This is a genomic window from Limosilactobacillus alvi (genome assembly GCF_016900115.1).
In the GTDB taxonomy this organism is placed as follows: Bacteria; Bacillota; Bacilli; order Lactobacillales; family Lactobacillaceae; genus Limosilactobacillus; species Limosilactobacillus alvi.
This window is the reverse complement of the sequence record NZ_JACJJQ010000028.1, coordinates 1-23,080: the sequence shown is the minus strand read 5'-3', so window position 1 is coordinate 23,080 and position 23,080 is coordinate 1. Positions and strand designations below refer to the sequence as shown.

Here is a 23,080-nt window from a genome sequence, read left to right as displayed (position 1 = left end):
CCTAACTGAGATTTGATGTCTTCAGTATAGGGGGTTAGCCATATGATTAATAGACGTGTCGTTATTCACCGCTTACGATGGATCGGCAGTATTCAAATCATCAATGCTAAAGCCAAGACGAGCACATAATTTACTCAAACTAGCCAAAGAGGGGGTCTGCAACCCATTTTCAAACTTACTTAAAGTTGATTGGGTACAGATCCCCTTACTTAGCATGATTTGTGAATAACCGAGTTGTTTACGACGCTCGATAAAACGTTCAATATCCAACACATTCACTCCTCAATATGTGATTAACCGTGAATTCCTAAAGCAATCTTAGCAAACCGGCTCATTTTAGACATATCCCAAGCTGGTTCCCAAACTAGGTTAATATCACATTCTTTTACTCCATCTACAGAAAGAACCGCCCGGTTAATTTCCGTATTTAACAGGTCTCCAAGCGGGCACCCCATCGTCGTTAAAGTCATGGTAACAGTACACTTGCCAACTTCGTCAACTACCACATCGTAAATTAGACCGAGGTTAACCAGATCAATTCCGAGTTCTGGGTCGATAACTTCTTCAAGCGCACTCATCACTTGGCTTTCAATTTCTGAAAATGGTGCACCAGTATTTTCATCTGCGGCCATTTGGCTTCCTCCTCGTAGAAAAAGATTAAATCGATAACGATTTACCAACTAAGTTTATTATATGACGATTTAAGATTACTGAATAGCCATAAACCAATTTTATTTGACAATGTGGAAGTCGCCCTTAATAAAGTGCTTCCAGAGAGCAAACCAGCAAATTACCCCAGTCAAAACTAAAAGGGCAATCCCAAGCTCATAACTACCAGTCCAGTCATGGATCCAACCGATCACCAAAGGTGGGAAGAAACCACCAAGGCCACCCATGGCCCCAACGAAACCAGTAACCGCCCCGGTGTTACCTGTTGAAACGTAAGGTACCATCTTGAAGACGACTCCGTTACCGACCCCAGCTGCTAAACCAACCAAAACGATTCCGGCAATAAACATTGCTTGAACGTGAAAACTAAACATGATTACAAGGGCAAAGACAATAATTGCAATAAAGACCCATTGTAATAATGCCATTGGCCGCATGTGGTCAGCCATTGCCCCACCAACTGGCCGAATAATCGTACATACAAAGGCAAAGAGGGCCGCGTATAAACCAGCCTTAACAGCGCTGTAATTAAAAAGCCCCGTCAAGAAAAGTGGTGTTAAGTTCGTGAAGGCCACAAACAAACCGAAAGTTAGGAAGTAAAACAACGAAAGGTACCAAGTTGAACTTTCTTTCGTAACACTCAAGGCCCCCTTCAAGGTCTTGGTTTTATCAACTGGCATTTCCTTACAGCAAAGCGCAAAGATCACTCCAATTACGACCGTTAAGACCATTAAAAAGTTATAAACAGCGGTAAAACCATAACTCTTCGAAATGTATGGTAAAGTCATTGAGGCCACAGCGTTCCCCATGTTCCCCATAGAAACGATCCCGAGGGCAAGTCCTTGTTGTTCCTTTGGGAACCAAACAGAAGCATAGGAAACCCCAACCGCAAAGGAAGTTCCGGACATTCCTACCAAGAAGGCAGCGAAGATTAACATTCCAAAGGAGTGAACCCGTGGAATCATGAATAATGGGATTAAAATGAAGGCCATTAAGATTAAGTAAACCTTCTTTCCACCATACTTATCACTTAAGATCCCAACTGGAATCCGCATAATTGAACCTAGTAAAACCGGCGTTGCTAACAAAAGGGTCCGTTCAGAAACAGAAAGGTTAAACATCTTCCCAACTTGGGCTGCTAATGGCGCAAAGTTAGACCAGGACATAAAACAGACAATCATGGCAATCGTTGCCAAAGTTAAAGCAACATAGGCATTTGCCCGGTTGCCATGTGCAACATCTTGATTCATAGTCGTTATCCTCCAATTTGACTCATGTGACGCCAGGTTGGCGCTTTATCAATAATTCTCTCAGGTTGAGCAAGGGCCATTTCATGGTTTAATGGCTTGTTGTCTAATGCTCGTTGGATGGTTTGCCGAAACTTAACCGGATCTGAAATTACTTTCCGCACGTTAATTTCTTCATTCCAGTACAAACATGCTTTGATGTATCCATCCGCCGTAATTCGTAACCGGTTACAATTTTCGCAGAAACGGGCACTAATCGGGTGGATTAAACCAAAGCTCCCCTTAAAACCTTCAATTTGGTAGTTATCAGATGGACCATTCCCTGCCAGCTCAATTGGCTGGTAGGCAAGGCCCGCTTGGTGACAAAGGTCAAAGACATTATCAAGTGGAACAAATTCTTGTTTCCAATCAGCTTCCGCATTACCAATTGGCATGAATTCAATAAACCGAACATTTACGTCGTGATCCTTGGTATAACGAATAAAATCAAGGATTTCATCATCATTTTGGCCCTTAATCAGGACAACATTTAATTTAATCTTCTTAAAGCCTAATTCTGCCGCTGTTGCAATACCGTCTAAAACTTGTTGAATATTCCCACCCCGGGTAATTTCCTTATAAACATCCGGTTTGAAGGTATCTAAGCTAATGTTTAAACGGTCGAGGCCCGCTTGCTTTAAAGCGGCAGCTTTCTTAGCTAAAAATAGCCCATTGGTTGTAATTGAAATATCCTTCACTTCCGGAATCTCCCGAATCCGTTGAATTATTTCAACCACGTCCGTCCGTAAGAGGGGCTCCCCACCAGTAATCCGGACCTTATTAATTCCCATTTCCGTAAAATTTTTAACCAACTGAACAATTTCATCTTGGGAAAGTACCCGATTATCTGGGAAGAAAGGTAACCCTTCCTTTGGCATACAGTAAACGCAACGTAAATTACAACGATCAGTAATAGAAAGTCGTAAGTAATCGTGTTTCCGGTTATATTGATCATAAATTGGTTCCACGAGCCTACCTCCTAACTCTTTTTACCCACCACTAACCGGTGGGATTAAGGCCACTTCGTCAGTCGAGTTTAAAGTGATTTCACTTTGATTTATAAACTCCTGGTTAATTGCTAACCGTGAATTTTCAACGGTTTCTTTTACCAGCGGGTCAAGGGCGGTTATTGCATTTTTTATAGCTGCAACAGTTGTATTTGTGGGTAAATCAATTGTTACCACAGGTCCTAACTGATCGCCCAAGAAAGCAAATAACTTAACCGAAATTTTCATTAATTCCCCCACCTTACCTTGTCAGTGTCATATTCCTTTTTCCAGATTGGCACTTCCTGCTTTAGGGTATCGATAATGTACCGACACCATTCAAACGCTTCGGCTCGATGAGGAGCTGCCACGCCAACAAACACCGCAATGTCAGTTAACTTTAGTCGGCCGGTCCGGTGCGCGACAACTACTCGTCCACCAGCGGCTTCAATCGGCTCCGCTAATTTTTCCAACTGGCGTTCGGCCATCGGATGATAAGCACTGTATTCGATTTCCTTAGTTTCGACAGGACCGGTCCATTGGCGGACCGTTCCAACAAACATATCAATCCCCCCATACTCGGGTGCCACTAACTTTTCGTATAGTTCGCCAACCTCAATTGGTTGATCAGAAATTCGTAAGTAGTGCATCCATTCATCACCTCACCTTTAAGAACACTTTCATTATCACAAAGGCGGATTTTAAATTGAATTAGTCAAATCCCCTAAAAAATGACCTTTTGGAAGATGTTATACTAGCATTGATAAACGATGAGAAAGGTTTACTAACATGCAAATTTATATTAACTATGCTTCAATCGATGGCCATAACCTTGAACTCGCAGAATTTCTTCAAGCTCAATTTGATAAAACCAATTCGGTTAGCTTAGGATCTTGTTCACCCCAGACCCTCACTAAACTTAAACCGGGAAACTTATTAATTCTTGTTCCTGCCACTTACGGTAGTGGTGAAATTGCTGCACCTGGTCTTACCATGTACCAAGCTCTTTCAAAATGGCAAGGTCAGGACGTTTATTTTTGGGTCCTCGGGATTGGTGACCAAGGCTATGGTGATGATTTTTGCCAGGCAGTTTTAACCTTTGATCAAGCCTTGGCTCAGACTGGTGCTAGGCGGCTTCAAAGCCCCTTATTATTAGACTACGAATTAGATCAAGCAAATGAAGAGCTGGTTTGTCAGCAACTTAATCACCTGAAGGAGGTTCTTGCCAATGAATAATCAGCGGCCCTTCCTTTTGATTCTGATGCTTTTTCTTTGCCTGCCATTATTTGCATTGATTGCTCTTAGCCTTGGTCGGTTAAACTTTTCTTTAGCCACGGTGATCAAAACCTTTACCAACCCGGGGGCTAACCCCTTGGCCACAAATGTCGTGCAAAACTTACGCTTTCCCCGCGTTCTGGCCGCCTTATTCATCGGCGCCGCCTTGTCGAGTGCCGGCATGGCCTATCAAAAAACCTTTGCCAACCCCTTAGTTTCCCCGGACCTTTTAGGAGTTACGAATGGCGCTTCAGTTGGTGCTGCCATGGCAATTCTTTGCGGTGGAGGTGTTTGGTTAACCCAGGGAGCTGCCTTTTTAGGGGGAATCATCGCCGTTGGCCTAGCCCTTTTGATTCCCCAACTCTTACATCAACAAGGAAACTTAATCTTAATTTTAGCAGGAGTTGTTGTTTCGGGTTTTATGCAGGCGGCTTTAGGACTATTAAAATACTTGGCCGACCCGGATTCCCAGCTTCAAAGTATCGTTTACTGGCAACTGGGGAGTATTGCCAAGATTGACCGGCCAAGTCTTTTAGCCATTTTTCCAATTTTGGTGGTTGGTTTTTTGATTCTCCTGGCCTACCGCTGGCATTTAACCGTTATGGGAACTGGCGAAGCAACTACGCAAGCCGTTGGGATTAATCAAACCTTTGAGCAAGTAATCATCGTAATTGGTGCCACTTTATTAACGGCAAGTGCCGTCTCTTTAAGCGGCACCATTGGGTGGATTGGTTTAGTCATCCCCCATGTTGCCCGGTTATTGGTCGGCGATGATGCCCGCTTTAGTCTGCCATTATCTGCAATTTTAGGGGGCATTTTTCTGCTAGTCATTGATACCCTTGCGCGCACCCTCTCGGCTGGGGAAATTCCCTTAAGCATTCTCACCGGTTTCATTGGGACTCCAGTCTTTATCTTAATTCTTGCCACTAGTCACCGGAGGAAGTCACTATGAGCGAACCCCTATTGTGTGTCAATAATCTTTCTTACCAATACCAAGCCAATCAGCCCCTCCTAAAGGGGATTAGTTTCCAACTCGACCGCGGTGAAATCTTTACCCTCCTCGGACCAAACGGAATTGGTAAATCGACTTTACTAAGGTGCTTAACTAATTTGACCAACCCAACCGCCGGAAAAATCACCCTTCAAGGGGCCAATTTAAGTCGGCTTTCGCACCGCCAGCGAGCTCAACGGATGGCCCTAGTTCCCCAAAACTACCAGGTTAACGCTGATTTAAGCGTCCTTGAATACGTTTTGATGGGCCGGATTCCCTATCATTCCTTCTTTGGTGGACCAAGCCCTGACGATTGCCAAATTGCCATTCATTGGTTACAAAAACTGGGAATAGTTGCTTTAAAAGCTCGCCCATTAAACACCTTAAGTGGTGGCCAAATGCAACTAGTTGCAATTACCCGTGCCCTGGTCCAAAATCCGCAACTCCTAATTTTAGATGAACCAATGGCAGCCCTTGATATTCGCCGCCAGGCCCAGGTTTTAGGCTTAATAAAGCAACTTCAGGCAAGTGGAGTAACGATTATTATTACCAGCCACCTGCCAAACCATGCCTTTATTCTAGGTGGTAAAGTTGGCCTTTTAATGCCCAATCAAACTTGGCTAACTGGGCTAGTTGATAAAATCGCCACGGCCAAAAATCTTCAAATCCTCTACCAAACTCCCCTAAAAGTCTTCTATTCACCAAGTTTAAAACGCCAAATTTGTGAAATTGACGGCTTAAATTAATTAAATTCCGGGAATTCCCTTAGTTATATACTATGGGAATATTTTTATATTCTTGTTAGAATAGTAAGCAGATAAGGAGGCGATGTTGTGAAATTATCATCGGTTGAAGCAGCAGTAATGGAAGCTTTAGAACAAGTAATTGATCCCGAGTTAGGGATTGATATCGTTAACTTGGGTTTAATTTACGGAGTTGAAGTTAATGCAGGAAAATGTCAAATTAAAATGACCTTAACGACCCAAGGTTGCCCCTTAAGCGATATCTTACATCAAGACATCGTTCGCCAGGTTAAAAAAATTAAGGATATCCAATCGGTCGAAGTTCAGTTAGTTTGGTACCCAGTTTGGACAGTTGAAAAAATGTCCCGATACGCATGGATCGCCTTAGGAATGGAGCGTGGATAATAAATGAAAAAGCAAATTGACTTTCAAATTCCAATTAAACAACTCGCTGACCGATATCCTGATTTTGTTGAAATCATGGTTAAGCTTGGTTTCACTAAGATTCAGGTACCGGGGATGTTAAATAGTGTCGGACGCTTTGTTAGTCTCGAAAAAGGCTGCAAGGCTATGAATATCGATCCGGCAAAGGTTAAAGCAACGTTTATTGCGCACGGTTATGAGGTAATTAACAATGACAAGTAAACATACCGCCTTAACCAGACAAAAGACAATTGTAAAAATTTTAAAGTCACTGCATAACGGGGGTTCGTTTGAGGAAGCCAAGCGAATGTTTAATGAAGAATTTGAATCGGTGGACGTTGCCGAAATTACGGCCGCCGAGCGGCAATTAATCGCTAATGGACTGAATCCAATGGAAATCCAAAACCTTTGCAACGTTCATGCCGAAGTCTTTAAAGGTTCCATTACTGATCAGCAGGCGACCCCGGCTTTTGAAACGCCCGGACACCCCGTTAAAACGATGAAATTAGAAAATACGATTATTTCATCCCTTATCAATGACGAACTACTCCCCTGCCTTAAGAAGTGGCAACAGGATGGAAATAATTCTGAATACTTGGAGCGGATTCAAACAGCATTAGCGGACCTGGCGACGATTGACCGCCACTACACCCGGAAGGAAAATACCCTTTTCCCAATAATGGATAAGTACGGCATTACCGCGCCACCAAAAGTGATGTGGGGCGTTGATGACAAGATTCGGGGCCTAATCAGTAAAGCCCAAAAGCTCGTTAATCAAGATCCACTACCCGATAAATACGCGATTGAGGCAGCCATTGAAAATGCCACCCAAGAAGTAATGGCGATGATCTTTAAAGAAGAAGCCATCATGATTCCAATGATTGATGAAGTGGCAACGCCCAAAGACTGGCAGATCGTTCGGGAAGACGAAGATCAAATTGGCTACACTTTGATTTCACAACCCCTTCCTTGGAAACCCACGGCAGAAGAGTTAGCCGCGGCCCCCAAAAAAGACCAATCAAAACTAGCCAAGGAATTGAATGAAATGGCAATGCAACTAGCGGCTGGTGATCATCAAGTTAACCAGCAAGTAACTAGCAACTCAAACGAACGTGCTCCCCTACCAGAAACGACGCTCCCGGAAAATGAACCGTTCGAAATACAACCAGGTTCACTCAACTTAACTCAATTAATCGCGATTTTTAAGACTTTACCGTTTGACTTAACTTTTGTCGACCACACTGACCATGTTCGTTGGTTCTCAGATACCGATCATCGAATTTTTCCACGAACGGCTAGTGTAATTGGTCGAGCAGTGGTTAATTGTCATCCCCCAAAGAGTGTTGATAAAGTTGAAAAAATTCTCAAAGATTTCCACGCTGGTACTCAAAATAAGGCCGAATTTTGGTTTGAACTCCATCAGGAACGCTTTATTCACATTGAATACTACGCTCTCCACGATGAAGCTGGTAAGTACCTCGGTTGCTTGGAAGTTAGTCAAGACTTGACAGATCTACGGAAGCTCAAGGGTGAAAAACGACTTTAAATTTAATTTGGAAGGAACAGTAATAATTTATGTTTAACGCGTCAAAAGTTAAAAACTCAACCCTCATCGGGGTTGAATTAAATTTGATTTCTCTTTTATTTTCTAGTATTGCCCCAATTTTGAATAAATTCGCTCTGGTCAGTTTGAATCCAATTATTGGAGGCTTTTTTACTTCTTTCTTTGCCATGTTATTAACCGGTGGCGTCGTGGTTGCTCAAGCGCACCGTATTGCGATTATCAAAAATCCATGGTTTTTCCTCCTGGGGGCAACCAATGCAATGGGCGTTCTCCTTCAGTACGTTGCCCTTTCTTTACTAAGCCCGGTTACAGTAACTTTGATCGCTCGGATTTATCTGGTTTATGTTTTCTTCTTGGGATGGCTTTTCTTAAAGGAGGGGCTACAGGCTTGGGATTACGTGGCAATTATTACATGTATTGCCGGATCGATCCTAGTTTCCGGTGGTCGAGCGCAAGTCGATAGTGCTTGGGGACTGCTTTGTGCTTTCCTTTATCCCTTCATGTACGCGGCTAACAACGTGATTGCTAAAGCCCTTGTTAAGGATACTGCCTCCAGTACCACCCTCTTTTATAATCACCTTGTTTCGGCCGTGGTACTCTTAGTTTGTACCTTCTTTACCCCACAAGTTTGGCAAGGCCTTTCCGCACGGGCGATTGCCTTTAATTTTGGGGGTGCCCTTTGTAATGGTTTTATGTCCCTCTTGCTTTTCTACACTAGCTTAAAGTTCATCACTGCTGGCCATGCCAATATTGTTCGAGCCCTTGGACCACTGATTGTAATTGCCTATTCTGCATTCTTCTTTCCAATTTCAATCACCCCAAGTATCGTTGGCGGGGCAATCCTCTTGATCATCGCTACGGCCATTGTCACTACTAAGCATCAGAATTAATTTCTCACCTCACCTCGGATAAAAATAACAAAAACGGTTAAAGAGAATTCCAACTGGTTCTCCTTAACCGTTTTTTGTTGCCGTAGTGACCTAATTGAGGGGGTGAAGAAATCTTAAAGATCGGCTACGACAACGTAGGCACAGTCCACTGGACCGTGAACCCCAACCACTAATTCCATTTCAATATCCCCAGAGTTCGAAGGGCCTGAAATGAAATTAATCGCTGAAGTTTGCAAGCCGTCGGCCATCATTGCTTCGTATTTTTCAACTGCTTGCCGGGTTGACCGAACCAGCCCGCTCTTTGGGATCAAAGCTAAGTAATGTTCGGGAAGATAGTTAAAAGCTCGCCCTTGTTCTGGACTGGTAACAACCGTAATTGTCCCGGTATTAGCAATTAAGTAATCAGCAAACCCAATCGCCAAATCAGCTTGATCAGCTGCTTCAGCATTTTTACGGCGATCACCCGGATCCGTTGACCAGACCGTGGTTTGTTTGACTTCAGGTTTCTTAACCCAATCGCTTAAACCATAATTTGCCCATTTATCATCCTTAAAGCCAGGAAGTAATAAGGTTTCAGCCTGAATATCAGCAAGGTATTGATTTAAAAAGCTTGCCAAATCATCCTTTGCACAGGTATAAAACTTAGCGGCAACCGCTTCACTATTAGTCTTTGCGGTAGCTAATAGTTCTTCTGGGCTTTGGTCAGCTAAAACTTGATCTGGAAGATCATTTAATGGTTCAAACGCCTTAACCGTGTGCCGTGGACGACCAGCAGCCTTAGCGATCCGGTTTAAAAACTTTTCGCGGTTCGCTTCACTATTTGCTTGCTCAAGTAAACTAGTCATCTTCTTGGGCCTCCTTTTCCTTAACAATTGGGGCTGGGTCTACCGGCTTGTGATTCTTATACCAGTGACGGAAGTTATTCTTCTTTTCAACTGGCATTGGAATATCCCGAATGTCTGACCAACCATGCACCAGCTTTGGAGCAGCCTTTGGCAAATGATTAATCTTACCGCCTTCGTACATTCCATCAACATCGCCAGGTTCTTTCATCCGGCTAAATGGGGCGGCTCCAGTATGAGCAACTGTCATTGCGGTACCAAAGAGGGCCGGTGAACCTGTCCCAATCCCGATTGTCTTCAAGATTAAGTTAGTCATAGAGTGATCCATGTGCTTTTGATCCATCTCAACAATCCGGTGCTTGCGAATTAATTCATGTAACGGAATCTTAACAGGACAGGTTTCAGTACATGCGGCACAAAGAGAACAAGCATATGGTAATTCTTCAAAGTTATCGTAGCCTCCAAGAATTGGGGAAAGCACCTTCCCGACTGGACCTGGGTAGATCGAACCATACCCCTTCCCACCAATGTGCCGGTAAATCGGGCAAACATTCAAACAGGCCCCACACCGAATACATTGTAAAATTGGTTCAAATTCGGTTCCTAAGGCCCGGAAACGACCGTTATCAACAATGACAACCCAGAAGTCATCCGGGCCGTCAGTTTCACCTTGCTTCTTTGGACCAGAAAAAGTACAGTAAGTCGTTAGTTTTTGACCAACGGCCGAACGAGCAAGCATGTTATCGAGGACTTCCGCTTCTTTCATCGAAGGAACGATCCGTTCCATCCCCATCACAACCACTTGGGTCTTTGGCATGGCCATGGTAATATCGGCGTTTCCTTCGTTGGTGTCGAGATTAATCATCCCTTTATCGGCAATCGCAAAGTTACATCCAGTAATCCCAAAGTCAGCTTGCATGAAATAGTCCCGGAGATACCCCCGGACAAAGCGCGCTTCGTGGGCTGGCTCATTGTCACCTTCGTAGCCAAGCTTCTTGAATTCAGCTTGGATTTGATCCCGATTCTTGTGCAAGGTAGGAAAGACAATGTGGGTTGGTTCATCCCAATTATCTTCTTGCAAGATAAATTCAGCTAAGTCACTTTCCAACACGTCAACATTTGGAAGCGCCGTTAAAGCCTTATCAATTTCAATTTCGTTGGTAACCATTGATTTGGACTTAACGACTTTATGAGCTTGTTTTTTTACGACTAATTCAGTAATAAAGTCACGAGCTTCCTTTTCAGTCTCAGCGAAGAAGACGTGCCCGCCTTGCTTTTCAACATTCCCCGCAAATTCTTCCAAATAATCCGGTAAGTACTTCAGGGCGTGTTGCCGAATTTGCTCAGCTAAATCCCGCCATTCGTTCCAATGCCCCATTTCTCGCCGGGCCTTGGTCCGCTTAACAAATTGAGCATCTTGCGCCTTGGCAACCGCGGCTTGCATAAAATTATCTTGCTTGGCTTCAGCCACTCGTTCTAAGAATGGCTTGTCACTCGTTGAGATTCCCATATTAGAACACCCCTTCTCCATTAGCCGGGACAACTTCTTCGTCCGTATCAGCTAAGTACTTAATTCGGTTTGGATCAACATTATGGTTCAAAACTTCAGCAATATGCATTACCTTGATGGGGTGGCCTAACCGGTTCATTCGCCCAGCAATATTCATTAAGCAAGATTGTTCCGTCCCAATTAAGATCTCAGCATTAGTATCAACAATGTTTTGAACCTTTTCATCGACCATTGGCCCAGAAAGTTCAGGGTGCTTTGCGGAGAAGGTTCCCCCAAAGCCACAGCAAAGTTGGACGTTCTTAAGCGGAATTCGATCCATATCCTTAACATGATCAAGTAAAACAAATGGCGCCGTCCGTTCGCCAATTAACCGCGTCATGTGGCAAGACCGGTGAACCGTAACCTTGGCATCTAATTCAGCCCCACAATCAACAATCCCGAGAACCCGGTAAATGAATTGACTAAATTCATAAATCTTATTGGCGACTTCCTTGGCTTTGGGACCATAAACGGGGTCATTCTTCAAAATTTCTTCGTATTCCTTAATCATGAAGACACAGGAGCCAGAAGGGCCAACAATGTAGTCAGCATCAATACTGGAAAGGGCGTCAATTTCATTTTTAAAAGTTTTCATGCTGCCTTTGGCGTACCCGCTGTTATAAGTTGGTTGCCCACAACATACTTGCTTTTCTGGCATAAAGGTTTCACAACCCAAACGTTCTAAGACTTCCACCATGGCTTGTCCAACGTTTGGAAAAAGTAAATCAACTAAGCAAGTTGAAAATATACATACACGTGGCTTACTCATTGTTACCGTCTAGTCAACGATTAACTAGACTGCCACCCCCTTCTTTTTAATGAGTTCATTTCTTCACGCCTTTATTATACAACTATTCAATGAATTATAAAACGCTTTTTCACAAGATATAATTCGGTTTCAAGCGCATTATATAGGCATCCTAATGTATTCTTAATAGGAATATTTCACATTCTTTACAGGAATATTATGCATTAAAATTCAATTCCGAGAGTGAATAATATCACAGCCGGAGACGAAAATTTAAATTAAAAAACGTTGCCTAACCGAAGCACTAGCTGCCTCGATTAAACAACGATTAATTTTCTACCTACTTATCGCCAGCCAAGATCGCATGAGCTTGTTGGTTAGTAAGCTGATAGTGGTAATACTTTTGATAGAAATTTTGGGTTTCCTGCGTCATGTTAACTTTTTGCATTTGTTTAGGATGCAACAACTTAGCTGCCCATAAAACCTGAAGGGCTTCTTCGCCACTATAACGATCCCACGGGAAAGCTCCCTGCGGATTGCCGTATACTCGGTGGTCTTTAACCGCTTTAAGATTTTTAAAACGGTCATCCTGAGATAAAAGCCGCCGTGCCTGCTTAGTTGACGTCTGACCAATAATAATAACCGCGGGGTCAGCCTTTACTAATTCTTCACTCGTTACTGAGATCATATTCCCAGATTTTTGAATTGCGTTTTGACCTCCGGCTAACTTAATCCATTCATCAACAATTGTCTTTGTTCCATCAACTTTGGTTAAATCGGTAGGACCAACAATGTGCAAAACTGTGGGGCGACTTTGCACCCCGTTAAGGTTTTGTTTGACAAGGTTAATGTTACGATCCAGCGTCTTTAAGTATTGGTTTGCCACTTGAGGAGCGTTTCCCCCCAGAACTTGAGCAGTTAACTTAACGGACTTCCTTAAACCAGCAAAGTCCTGGAACATCGCATTTACCACCGGGAGTTTAGCTTCTTGAGCAGTTTTAATTTGAGCTGGATCAGCAGCAATTACCACATCCGGCTTTGTCTTAAGTAACTCTTCAATTTGAATCTCTTGGCCCGCAAACGGGGATTTCACTTGGGTAATTTGGGGATCGACCGTCTTAAACCACGGGGTTTTTTTGATCATCGGCGTGGTTGCAACCAGTTTCTTTTGACCACCTAATAAAAGAACTACTTCATTATTAGCGTGCCAAAGGTCTGCCACCCGATTTACTTTGCGGGGAATCTTCACTTGTCGGCCACTCATGTCAGTCACTGTATGAGTCTGTGAGGCGTGGACGGCTGACATTAGGGTTATTCCTAAAACCAGCGCTCCAAGTCCCATCACCACCTGCAATACTTGTTTTTTCATTTATTTTTCCTCTCTCCAATTTACTTTTGCCTCACGACGCTGTGCTGCCTCACGAAGGATATAGCAATGATCAGTTGTTGTTAATTGGGTCGCCTGATACGTAACATGACTGTTTTTTTGTGCAATTACTTCCGTAAAGAAAGTTACTGGCGTTGTCGTTGCAAGTTGCACATGTTCGTTAACCAGAACACGGCTATTTTCTTCGGCAACGACCAAACAATGTACATGAAAGGGCTGGTCCGTTTGTTGAATTACATTGATTTCGACTGGTTGATCAAGCTGAACATTTTTGGGAATGTATAAAAACACACCCGCATTCTGATAGGCCAAATGTAAGGCGGTCAATTGGTTTTGCTTAGCCTGAATAGCCTTTTGCATGTAAAAACGCTCAATTAAACGGGGATGCACCCGAAAAGCATTTGTAAAATCAAGTAAAATTACCCCTTGCTCCCGAAGTGCTTCTGGAAGATTGGTTTCAATAGCCGTCGAATTTACCATTGTAATCCCAAAAGGCGCCGTCGCTTTAAGGCCATCCCCCGTCCCAGTTTCCCAGGCTAAACACGTTTCCGCCGGCCAGTCATCGATTTCAGGCGGGAGCGCCAAGCTTTCACTTGCTTTTAGAGCAGCAATTCGTCGATCAAGTAAGTCATACGCTTCTCCATGTTGGAGCGCAGCCATTTCAATTTGCTCTGCCAAGGCTTCATAATCCATCTTTATCAATCCTTTTACCCTGATTTTAATTCTAGAGTAACTAATCATCCCCCAGTTTGATATTAGGCAATCCCCCCAACTTCTGCTAAAATACGGATAAATCTTTAAGTGAGGCTTCAAAATGAAAATTACTTCTGTTCAGTTAAATGATCTCCCAGAAATTCTGCGGATTGAAAACTTAGGATTTAATCCGGCCGAAGCAGGTACCAGAGCTCAGTATCAAGCGCGTATTCAGCACCTAAAAGAAACTTTTTTAGTTGCTCGAACTGAAGATAATACAGTAACTGGGTTTATTGTTGGGCCAATTATAAAGGCCCCTTACATTGAAGACTGGATGTACGAAGCGGATGCTCGATCTGAACTTACCCCAGGTGGTACACTTATGATCCTAACCTTGGCGGTTGATCCAGTTTTTCAAGGCCAAGGAATTGGTAGCCGATTACTCGGTGCCATTGCTCAGCAAGCAAAGCAATTTAAATGCCAACGCATCGCTTTAACCTGTTTAGCTGACCGAATCCCCTTTTATGAACACAACGGCTATCAAAATATGGGGCGGGCCGCTTCAACTCATGCTAACGAGACTTGGTATAATTTAGCGAAAGTCCTATAAACTTAAAAGACCACTATTTGATCGCGCGATTTTGCGATTAAATAGTGGTCGACTTTTTTAGCCAAACAGTAGATTGATTAAATCGTCAACTTGGATATGATAAATTGGCGTTTTCTCTAAGATTGCTTCCAACTGGGGACGAATTTGCTCTGGTCGAAACGGCCGCCCAAGCAAGGCGCTAGTTAGCTGATAAGGATCAAGATTGCTGAAAAAATCCCCGGAAATTTTAAGATCACTTAAAACACCGTGTTCAACTGCAATTGATAATTTTACGAGCCCACCCCCAGGGAAATAACGTTTTTTAGTAATTAACGTTGTCGGAACCCGGTCATAGATAAAAGCCGAATTCGCAAAAGTGGCGGTTCGAATTTGGGCTACTTCTACTTTCTGAGTGGTGGTTAAATGGCGAACTTGCAAGCCACCAACAAGGGGATTAAGTTCCTTTAAAAATTGCTGTTTAAACGTTTCAGTATCCGGGTACGGCAATACCTCTTTTAAGTTAATTACCCGCTGATGAACCGAACTGATATGTTTTGAAATTAGCTTCAACTGATCAACTTGCAACGCTGCGGCCATGGTATCCAAATCAGTATCAAATAATAAACTCCCATGATGGATGACATACCCGTTTAAGTTATACTGCGCATTGCCAGAGAATTTACGTCCCTTTATCAAGAGGTCGTTTCGATCTGAACACTCCACAGGGACCCCGATTTGGCGAAATACTTTGCATATCAAGTTTAAAAAGCGACTAAAGTCAATGGTTTGACTTGCTTTCGGGGCAATTAAACTATATTGAAGACTACCAGGATCAGTATAAATCGTGCCCCCACCTGATTTACGCCGGGTAACTGCTAAGTGATACTGATCCGCTAACGCTAAATTTACCTCGGCCAAAGCATCTTGATATTTTCCAATCATGATCGTCGGCGCTGTTGACCAAAGTAAAAGGGTCGTTTCGCCCCAGGCTTGGTTTGCAATCCACTCCTCCAGGGCAAATAGTTCGGTTGCATCGGTTGAATTTGTTGGGAGGTAAAACATTAGCGCTTTACCCCAACTGCCGCAAGTTCTGCACTCGCCTTATAAGAGCTCCGCACCAATGGCGAGCTAGCAACAAACTTAAAACCCTTGGCCATTGCTTGATTATAGTAAGTTTGGAACCGTTCCATTGGGACCCATTCACGTAATTGGTAATGCTTAGGGGATGGTTGAACATATTGACCAATTGAAAGGAAGTCAACCCCCGCTTCGATTAAATCATCCATTGTTTGGTAAACCTCTTCATCTGTTTCACCTAAACCGAGCATAATCCCAGTTTTAACATAGGTACCTTCTAAGGCGTGCTCGTGGGCGTAATGCAAAACCTTTAAGGAGTGATCGTAAGTGGCCCGCCGATCCCGAACTAGCGGGGTAATCCGCCGGACAGTTTCCATATTATGGTTAAAAACATCTGGCTTCGCATCAAGCACCCGCTGCACTAAAGCGGTTTTTCCTTGAAAATCAGGCGTCAAAACTTCGATTGTCGTATGGGGAGAAAGCTCCCGAATTGCCTTAATCACCCGAACAAATTGGTCTGACCCCAAATCCGGTAAATCATCCCGATCAGTACTAGTTACGCAAACATGCTTTAAGCCAAGTTGTTTAATTGCTTGGGCTACCCGCAACGGTTCTGTCAGATCAACTGGGGCGGGCCGCTTATGCGGAACATCACAGAAATGACAATTCCGGGTACAATTTGGACCGAGAATCATAAAGGCAGCCGTCCCGGTTCCAAAACATTCCCCGATATTGGGGCAATTAGCTTCTGAACAAACCGTATTTAAATTCATTTTGGAAAGTAAATCACTAACGTGGTCAACTTTCTCTTCATCATACCGAACTTTTAACCAAGCTGGCTTATTTTTATAATCAGCATCCATCATTACCCCTCCTCATGAATCACTAACTTCGAGGACTGCTACGACATCCCCGGCCGAAATTGGATTTCCCTCTTCGACACGTTGCTCTTTGAGGACCCCGTTATAATCGCTTGGAACTTCGCTAATTACTTTTTCCGACTCAACTTCAAATAATATATCGCCTTTTTTTACTTCATCACCAACTTGTTTTTCCCAACTACCAAAAAAGTAATCATCTGACTTGGGACTAAGCTTCGGCATCTTTAATTCTTTTTCCATGACCATTACTCCTTCTAATCTCATAAAAAGACAAAACATTATCATTGATTCGATTGTATCATGAATATTAGCCCTTGAATAAAGCGCTTTTATACAATCTTGGAATAGCAACTGATGCTCATTAAATTACATAAAAGCCTTTACTAATTCATATTTTTATAAAAAAAGCGATCAACGCAGTCTTATTGGGGGTTAACCCGAATATTCCAAATGCGCTGATCAAACTCAGTTATTATAATTTATTTTTGCTTTGCTGAAATCAAATGATGTTTTAACAAATATTGACGGGCAACCGTCTTGGCTTTTTCATGCTTAACCGTCACCCGATAATTCATTGTTTGCATTTCAGCCATTGTAATCCGGCCGCTTAGTTTGTTTAACTGCTTAACCACTGTTGGATGCTGCTTGGCAAAACTTGTCTTCATCAAGGGAGCCCCTTGATATGGCGGAAAGAAGTGTTGGTCATCTTTTAAGACCACGAGATGGAACTGACGAATTTCTGGATCAGTAGTATAACCATCCACGATTTGAACCCGCTTTTGTGCAATTGCCTGATAGCGCAATGAAGGTTCAAGTGACCGCACCGATCCAATTTGAAGATGATAAGCTGATTTTAAACCTAAATAGCCATCCTTTTGATGGGAAAAATCAGGATCAAAGGCGGCAGTTAATTGATCGCTCACGCTCGCTAAATCACTAATTGTTTTCAACGAATATTGGTTGGCAACTTCCGGCGTTACCGCTAAATCATAGCCATTTTGATAGGCCATTGGTTTTAGGTAGGTTAATTGTTGCGTTTTCAAATAGGTTGCCGCTTTGCGGTAAGCTGCTTGCGGATTTTGGGGAGTCGTTTTCGCTTTGGCGAAAGCTTTTAAGACTGTCCCAGTAAATTCTGGGTAAATATCAATTTGATTACGCTTTAAGGCCTGGTATAAGAAGGTTGTTCCCCCAAAGTTTGGCTTTAAGACAATTTTGATACTTGGATCTTTCGCTTGAATCAACTCTTTATACATATTGATTAGGATCTCAGGTTCACTTCCCATCTTTCCAGCAATCACGATTTCCGCTTGCGGCTGCGCAAAGAAGTGTTGATAAGTTTTTTGACCTCCCCAACCTATACAGGCCAAAAGAATTAGGCCAAACCCGATTTTAAGGTTCCGTTTCGATTTCCCCATTACTTTTAGTAGCACTGAGAAAACTAAAGCTAAGATCGCTGAGAAAACTGCCCCAATCAAAAGTTCCTGATTATTATTTTGTTCGATTCCTAAAACAATATAAGTTCCAAGTCCTCCCGCCCCAATCAAAGCAGCTAGTGTTGCCGTTCCAATCGTCATGACTAAGGCAATCCGGATCCCGGAGAAAATCAAAGGTAGTGCCATTGGTAATTCAAGTCGACGCAGACGCATCCACCGCGAAAGCCCCATTGCAATTGCCGCCTCTTCGAGATTAGGATCAATCGTCGTTAATCCCGTATAGGTATTTTGATAAATCGGCATGATCGCATAGGCAACAAGGGCAATTAGGGCCGGTGGGTTGCCAATCCCGACTAACGGAATTAGAAGCCCTAACAAGGCTAGACTCGGAATTGTTTGAAAGACTCCGGCAACTTGTAAGGCAATTTCACCAAGCCGGCGATGATCCTTAAAAATCATCGCCAAGGGAATCGCAATCAATGCAGCAATCAGCAAAGCCATAAAAGATAAGGCTAAATGTTGGCCAAGAGCAACTAGGAGTTGATGGTGCTGATTAATTATCATTTGCAATAACTTATCCATCATGCTGCTCCTGCTTTCCTAAGTAGTGTAATAACTCGGATACTTCAAGCTGATAACTTTGATCTTCAAAGTTAAAGCTCAATTTTCCCTCTTTAATTGGTAGTTTAGTGACATCGGCAACCGTTTGAACTTGCGGCACAATTTTAAGGGCTTGCGGTTTTAATTTCAAGGTAGTAATCAAATCAGGAAGTGTGCCTAAATTTGGCTTTGCGCTTGCAAAAAAGTTAGTAACAAACGGGGTGGTTGGATAATTAATAATTTCCGTTGGCGTACCAACTTGTAACAAGTGACCTTCATTAATAACACCAATCCGATCTCCTAACCGCATAGCTTCTTTCATGTCATGGGTTACAAATAGGATCGTCATTTGGTACTGATCATGTAATTTTAAAAGTAACGCTTGCATTTGCGACCGCAGAACCGGGTCAAGGGCACTAAATGACTCGTCCATTAAAATTAACTGTGGCTTAGTCGCTAACGCTCGCGCAATCGCAACCCGCTGTTGTTGTCCACCAGAAAGCTCCGCCGGATAACGATCGATAAAGTCACTTGCTGTTAGCCCCACCGCTCCTAACAATTCAGTCGCGCGTTGACGACGCTCCAATAAGGAAACCTTCTTTTGTTCCAACTGGATGGTAATATTTTCACCGACCGTCAAATTAGGAAATAGTGAGCTCGTCTGCAACACATAGCCCATTGACAAGCGTAACGTCGGTAAGTCAACTTCATTCACTGACTGGCCATCAATATAAATTTGACCTGACGTTGGAATGGTTAGGCGGTTAATCATCCGGATTAAGGTCGTTTTTCCACTTCCACTCGGTCCAACCAAGACAAACAGTTCGTGGTCTTTGATTGTCAGGCTTAAATTTTCTAAAATCACTCGGGTCCCAAACTTCATTCCCACGTTTCGGTATTCAATCACTGGGGACTCCTTTCTGTAACTATGCATTCACCTTAATTGACGGCCTTTTAAAACCGATCCTTCAATCGAGGAATTATTAATTGTGCAACAGCTACTCCCACTAAGCCTTGAAGGAAATTCGTCCCAATTCCTAGAACCCCAGCTGTCCAATTGTAAAGTAAACTATCAGCAAACAGGTAACCAACGACCATAACAAAGGCGCCAACTGCCAAACTTACCCATTGACCGAGCCGGTGTTTACCAAACCGTTGGTAAAGCCAACCAGCTAACAGACCTTCTAAACCGTGGGCAACAAAAGAAAACGGTGCATACTGGGTATATCCAGAAATCAAATCAAGAAAAGCCGTCCCTAAGCCACCAATCAATCCGCTTGGTAATGGTCCAAGTAAGGCACTAGCAACAAAAATGCTAGCATCAGAAAGATTAATATTGCCATGAGTCCAAGGAATTGGTAATAAGAAAAAGCGTCCAAAAACAATCGTAATTGCTAATAAAATGGCGGCAAAGACCCAACGATACAAACTCTTACTTTTCAAAAGATATTTCCCCCTTTACAATTTTTTCAAGTAACGGCTGAAGATTTAAACCATCTAAGCGTTCCTGGCCTGAAAGTTTTACTGAGGCGCTAACGGCAATTGAAACGCCACTTTGGGCTGCTTTAACTGCGTTCCTCAATGGTTGTCCTTGAACTAAATAGCCCAATAACAGGGCGCTAAAGACATCGCCAGTGCCGTAAAAATGACCAGGAACTTGCGGTGAACCAAAGAACTTAACTTCTCCTTTTGCCACAAACAAGACCCCAATTTCATTTTTAAGGTGGACGCCAGTAATAGCGACCGCTAAGTTTGGATTTTCCCTTAGTATCTCTTGAGCACTATGTATTAGAACAGCTTGATTCGGTTCATCTTCCCAATTTTCACCAACTAAAAAACCTAATTCAGTCCAATTTGGCGTAATGACAGTCGCTAAAGGTAGTAATTGTTGCATTCTTACAATCACGCTGGTATCAACAGTTGGATAAAGTTGTCCGTCATCACCTAAAACTGGATCAATTAAACAGTTGGTTGGCTGTAATTTTGTCAGCTCACTAGGAAGCCAATCTAAAAATTGGGATGGTGCATAACCAACTAAAAGGCCATTAAACCTTACTGCTAACTTTCGCCAATGATCTAAGGTGTTGCGACAATATTCATCGGTCGACAAACCAACGGGCTCACCAAAACCTTCACTTTGCGTCGAGAGGATCGTTGACGGCAACCATGCTGGATGAAGTTGCATGGCATTCAAAAGTGTAATCGCAACCGATCCCGAAATAGCGTTTAGACTTGCTAAATCTTCAATCACTAAAACTCGTTTCAATTTCTCATTCCTTTCTAATTTTCTTACCATGATATCACAATTAACTAGCAAAAATTACTTTTTCAGAAAGTTAATTAAAAAATCAGTTTTATTATCCTGATCGCCAAAAATCATTTAAGTTTTTGACTTTCCATTGTCCTTTAAATTTATTTTAACAAGCTTTGATCAACATTTAATTAAAGTTTGCAAATCTACGATCGTAAATTTTAGACAAATTTATTTTTGATAGTTTGTTGAATATGATTCATTCTTCTTTATAAACTATCTTGATATAAAGTTGTAAAAGGCTAGGGGCCTCAATTTTTAGTGGTTTTTGATGATAAATAAAAAGAGAGAGGTTGGGAAAAAAGCTCCTTGACGGCCTGGTTGGGATAAGAAGGACGAAGGTTGATTCATTAGAATCGGCCTTTCGTTCGCACTTATCCGCTAAGGCCGTGCTTTTTGACCTTAGTTACTGAGTAACATTCGGAGATGACAAAGAGGCCGGGAAGAAACATTAGTTTCTTCCCGGCCTCTTTTCCCATTTTATTAATAAATTAAATTATTCACCGCTTAATTTTACTAAGATTTTAGCTTGTTTCTTATCAGCAATTAAGGCATCAAAACCTTCAGTGACAATATTGTCAAGTTCAATTTCTTTCGTAATAATTGGTTCCACATTAATTGCCCGTTGAGCAACTAAATCGACTGTCTTCTGGAAAGTATCACGTGAATAAGCAATTGTTGAAGTTACCTTAACCCCGGTGTTGGTTAATAACATTGGATCGAATTCAATTGGCCGAGCAAAGATCGAAACGATCACCATTGTTCCCCGTGCCCGGGTTGATTGAATTGATTGAATGAAGGTCGGTTGAACCCCAGCAACTTCAAAGGAAACATCAACCCCATTTGGAACGATTTCATGAATTTTTTCAACAGCGTCAACTTCTCCAGAGTTAATGACATCAGTCGCTCCCATTTCGCGGGCTTTTTCAAGCCGACTTTGAGAAAGATCTGTAACAATAATCTTCCGGGCTCCCGCTGCCTTAGCTGCCGCTACTACCAAACAACCAATTGGGCCGGCTCCAAAGACAGCCGTGGTTTCCCCAAACTTGAGGTCACCTTCTTTAATCGCTTGAACAGCAACAGCAGTTGGTTCAATCGTTGCCGCAAGTTGTAATGGGAAGTCTTTTGGTAATTCGTAAATATTATGAGCAGGTACATTAACGTACGCTGCAAATCCCCCATCACAACTTAGACCAATAAAGGAATAACCGTCATAAACATCCACGTCATCAGCCCAACGTTCGTGAGTAATTGTTGGGTTAACCGTTACATGATCACCGACTTTGACATCAGTGACCTGGTCACCGACTTCTTCTACGACCCCGGCAAATTCGTGACCCATGGTAAGTGGGGCTTGACCACCAGTTAATTCATCAACCTTATCAACTGGGATAAAGACCGGTCCTTCTACATATTCGTGTAGGTCAGAGCCACAGATACCGGCCCAGGCAACCTTCACCCGAACTTCATCGGCCTTTAATGGCTTCGGTTCAACATCTTCAACGCGAATATCTTTAACACCATGCCATACAGCAGCTTTCATAATGGGTTCCTCCTTGTTCAAATAACAATAATAAACCTTGTGAAATTATATTATCATATTCTTTTTGAAAACGCTACCAAATATACCCTAAAACAATTTATGTAATTGAACTATCAATTGATTAAAAATATAAACTTTGTGATTTTAAATTTAGTTATCGATGGTCAAAACCAAAAAGCTAACCAATACCGATTACGGGAATTAAGCAAAGCTTGCTGTTTGGAGATCAATTTGTGATACCTCCTTAACAGCAGTTGATCAGAAAGCTAGCAAATTGTTTTGTGCGAGAAGGAAGAATTAATAAAATCACTAATTTAAAGACGAGAACGTGGCCGATATATCATATGGTTGGCTACTTACCCTTAAAATAAACCGCCATACCAGCAGTGGTAAAATCAACGTCAGCGATAATGGCTTTTCACTATTTTAATATTTTTCGAAAACGGGCAAGGAAACACGTTCTTTTAAGGACGTGATGAATTGCCCTAATTTTCTGTCCTTTAGGTCACATGGATAGATAAACATGTGATATAATTATTGACATGAAAGATACAAATAGACTTACGTATGGGAGAACTTCCGTATATAACTTAAATTACC

26 protein-coding genes and 2 pseudogenes are annotated in these 23,080 nt (G+C 42.5%); 9 read left to right on the top strand and 19 right to left on the bottom strand.

The window, feature by feature from the left end:
* Positions 1-75: 75 nt before the first annotated feature.
* From H5993_RS06575 to H5993_RS06550, 6 genes and pseudogenes are all read right to left on the bottom strand, one after another.
* Positions 76-270: pseudogene (locus H5993_RS06575) on the bottom strand (helix-turn-helix domain-containing protein); the annotation flags it as partial.
* A 23-nt stretch (positions 271-293) separates the two neighbouring features.
* Positions 294-632 (bottom strand): metal-sulfur cluster assembly factor, encoded by a 339-nt coding sequence (locus tag H5993_RS06570; protein ID WP_204776719.1) that lies wholly within the window; start codon positions 630-632, stop codon positions 294-296.
* A gap of 99 nt (positions 633-731) precedes the next feature.
* Entirely contained in the window at positions 732-1,919 is a 1,188-nt protein-coding gene (locus tag H5993_RS06565; RefSeq protein WP_204776718.1) for a nitrate/nitrite transporter, read from the bottom strand.
* Positions 1,920-1,924: 5 nt separating this feature from the next.
* On the bottom strand, positions 1,925-2,923 hold the full coding sequence (gene moaA, locus H5993_RS06560) for a GTP 3',8-cyclase MoaA (RefSeq protein WP_204776717.1): 999 nt from the start codon (positions 2,921-2,923) through the stop codon (positions 1,925-1,927).
* Between the two features lie 21 nt (positions 2,924-2,944).
* Positions 2,945-3,190 carry a MoaD/ThiS family protein gene (locus H5993_RS06555; protein ID WP_204776716.1) on the bottom strand — a complete coding sequence of 82 codons (246 nt, stop codon included), beginning with the start codon at positions 3,188-3,190 and terminating at the stop codon, positions 2,945-2,947.
* Positions 3,190-3,591 (bottom strand): molybdenum cofactor biosynthesis protein MoaE, encoded by a 402-nt coding sequence (locus H5993_RS06550; protein ID WP_180869519.1) that lies wholly within the window; start codon positions 3,589-3,591, stop codon positions 3,190-3,192. Before H5993_RS06550 ends, H5993_RS06555 begins: the two co-directional genes overlap by 1 nt.
* A 139-nt stretch (positions 3,592-3,730) precedes the next feature.
* Here H5993_RS06550 and H5993_RS06545 point away from each other — a divergent pair, with 139 nt between their 5' ends.
* The 7 genes from H5993_RS06545 to H5993_RS06520 all read left to right on the top strand — a co-directional run bounded on the left by H5993_RS06545 (position 3,731) and on the right by H5993_RS06520 (position 8,827).
* On the top strand, positions 3,731-4,177 hold the full coding sequence (locus H5993_RS06545; RefSeq protein WP_204776715.1) for a flavodoxin domain-containing protein: 447 nt from the start codon (positions 3,731-3,733) through the stop codon (positions 4,175-4,177).
* Positions 4,170-5,168 (top strand): FecCD family ABC transporter permease, encoded by a 999-nt coding sequence (locus H5993_RS06540; RefSeq protein ID WP_204776714.1) that lies wholly within the window; start codon positions 4,170-4,172, stop codon positions 5,166-5,168. The genes H5993_RS06545 and H5993_RS06540 overlap by 8 nt, the downstream gene beginning before the upstream one ends.
* Positions 5,165-5,953 carry an ABC transporter ATP-binding protein gene (locus tag H5993_RS06535; protein WP_204776713.1) on the top strand — a complete coding sequence of 263 codons (789 nt, stop codon included), beginning with the start codon at positions 5,165-5,167 and terminating at the stop codon, positions 5,951-5,953. The genes H5993_RS06540 and H5993_RS06535 overlap by 4 nt, the downstream gene beginning before the upstream one ends.
* A 117-nt stretch (positions 5,954-6,070) precedes the next feature.
* Positions 6,071-6,355, top strand: a complete 285-nt coding sequence (locus tag H5993_RS09505; RefSeq protein ID WP_239458019.1) for a metal-sulfur cluster assembly factor — start codon at positions 6,071-6,073, stop codon at positions 6,353-6,355.
* A gap of 3 nt (positions 6,356-6,358) precedes the next feature.
* Entirely contained in the window at positions 6,359-6,595 is a 237-nt protein-coding gene (locus H5993_RS09500; protein WP_239458017.1) for a DUF1858 domain-containing protein, read from the top strand.
* A complete protein-coding gene (locus H5993_RS06525) occupies positions 6,585-7,919 on the top strand; it encodes a DUF438 domain-containing protein (protein WP_204776712.1) in 1,335 nt (444 codons plus the stop codon). The genes H5993_RS09500 and H5993_RS06525 overlap by 11 nt, the downstream gene beginning before the upstream one ends.
* A gap of 29 nt (positions 7,920-7,948) precedes the next feature.
* A complete protein-coding gene (locus tag H5993_RS06520; RefSeq protein ID WP_204776711.1) occupies positions 7,949-8,827 on the top strand; it encodes a DMT family transporter in 879 nt (292 codons plus the stop codon).
* Between the two features lie 113 nt (positions 8,828-8,940).
* Here the strand turns inward: H5993_RS06520 and H5993_RS06515 are convergent, their stop codons facing one another.
* From H5993_RS06515 to H5993_RS06495, 5 genes are all read right to left on the bottom strand, one after another.
* Positions 8,941-9,672, bottom strand: coding sequence for a LutC/YkgG family protein (locus tag H5993_RS06515; protein ID WP_204776710.1), 732 nt, complete (start codon positions 9,670-9,672; stop codon positions 8,941-8,943).
* Positions 9,665-11,179: a LutB/LldF family L-lactate oxidation iron-sulfur protein gene (locus tag H5993_RS06510; RefSeq protein WP_204776709.1), complete on the bottom strand. Its 1,515-nt coding sequence runs from the start codon at positions 11,177-11,179 to the stop codon at positions 9,665-9,667. Before H5993_RS06510 ends, H5993_RS06515 begins: the two co-directional genes overlap by 8 nt.
* Before the next feature lies 1 nt (position 11,180).
* Positions 11,181-11,987 carry a (Fe-S)-binding protein gene (locus tag H5993_RS06505; RefSeq protein ID WP_180869534.1) on the bottom strand — a complete coding sequence of 269 codons (807 nt, stop codon included), beginning with the start codon at positions 11,985-11,987 and terminating at the stop codon, positions 11,181-11,183.
* A gap of 319 nt (positions 11,988-12,306) precedes the next feature.
* A complete protein-coding gene (locus H5993_RS06500; RefSeq protein WP_204776708.1) occupies positions 12,307-13,335 on the bottom strand; it encodes an ABC transporter substrate-binding protein in 1,029 nt (342 codons plus the stop codon).
* Positions 13,336-14,046: a SufD family Fe-S cluster assembly protein gene (locus H5993_RS06495; protein ID WP_204776707.1), complete on the bottom strand. Its 711-nt coding sequence runs from the start codon at positions 14,044-14,046 to the stop codon at positions 13,336-13,338.
* A 121-nt stretch (positions 14,047-14,167) separates the two neighbouring features.
* Between H5993_RS06495 and H5993_RS06490 the strand changes: the two genes are divergently transcribed.
* Positions 14,168-14,656, top strand: a complete 489-nt coding sequence (locus tag H5993_RS06490; protein WP_204776706.1) for a GNAT family N-acetyltransferase — start codon at positions 14,168-14,170, stop codon at positions 14,654-14,656.
* A 57-nt stretch (positions 14,657-14,713) separates the two neighbouring features.
* Here H5993_RS06490 and lplA read toward each other — a convergent pair whose 3' ends face one another.
* From lplA to H5993_RS06450, 8 genes are all read right to left on the bottom strand, one after another.
* On the bottom strand, positions 14,714-15,697 hold the full coding sequence (gene lplA, locus H5993_RS06485; RefSeq protein WP_204776705.1) for a lipoate--protein ligase: 984 nt from the start codon (positions 15,695-15,697) through the stop codon (positions 14,714-14,716).
* Positions 15,697-16,578: a lipoyl synthase gene (gene lipA, locus H5993_RS06480; protein ID WP_204776704.1), complete on the bottom strand. Its 882-nt coding sequence runs from the start codon at positions 16,576-16,578 to the stop codon at positions 15,697-15,699. Before lipA ends, lplA begins: the two co-directional genes overlap by 1 nt.
* A gap of 9 nt (positions 16,579-16,587) precedes the next feature.
* Positions 16,588-16,833 carry a biotin/lipoyl-containing protein gene (locus H5993_RS06475; protein ID WP_204776703.1) on the bottom strand — a complete coding sequence of 82 codons (246 nt, stop codon included), beginning with the start codon at positions 16,831-16,833 and terminating at the stop codon, positions 16,588-16,590.
* A gap of 239 nt (positions 16,834-17,072) precedes the next feature.
* Entirely contained in the window at positions 17,073-18,608 is a 1,536-nt protein-coding gene (locus H5993_RS06470; RefSeq protein WP_204776721.1) for an ABC transporter permease/substrate-binding protein, read from the bottom strand.
* Positions 18,601-19,533, bottom strand: a complete 933-nt coding sequence (locus H5993_RS06465; RefSeq protein WP_204776702.1) for an ATP-binding cassette domain-containing protein — start codon at positions 19,531-19,533, stop codon at positions 18,601-18,603. The genes H5993_RS06470 and H5993_RS06465 overlap by 8 nt, the downstream gene beginning before the upstream one ends.
* A 47-nt stretch (positions 19,534-19,580) precedes the next feature.
* Positions 19,581-20,069 carry an ECF transporter S component gene (locus tag H5993_RS06460; RefSeq protein WP_204776701.1) on the bottom strand — a complete coding sequence of 163 codons (489 nt, stop codon included), beginning with the start codon at positions 20,067-20,069 and terminating at the stop codon, positions 19,581-19,583.
* Entirely contained in the window at positions 20,059-20,892 is an 834-nt protein-coding gene (locus H5993_RS06455; RefSeq protein ID WP_204776700.1) for a PfkB family carbohydrate kinase, read from the bottom strand. Before H5993_RS06455 ends, H5993_RS06460 begins: the two co-directional genes overlap by 11 nt.
* 541 nt (positions 20,893-21,433) lie before the next feature.
* Entirely contained in the window at positions 21,434-22,480 is a 1,047-nt protein-coding gene (locus H5993_RS06450) for a 2,3-butanediol dehydrogenase (RefSeq protein WP_204776699.1), read from the bottom strand.
* A gap of 533 nt (positions 22,481-23,013) precedes the next feature.
* Between H5993_RS06450 and H5993_RS09715 the strand changes: the two are divergent.
* Positions 23,014-23,080, top strand: a pseudogene (locus tag H5993_RS09715) (IS200/IS605 family transposase); the annotation flags it as partial.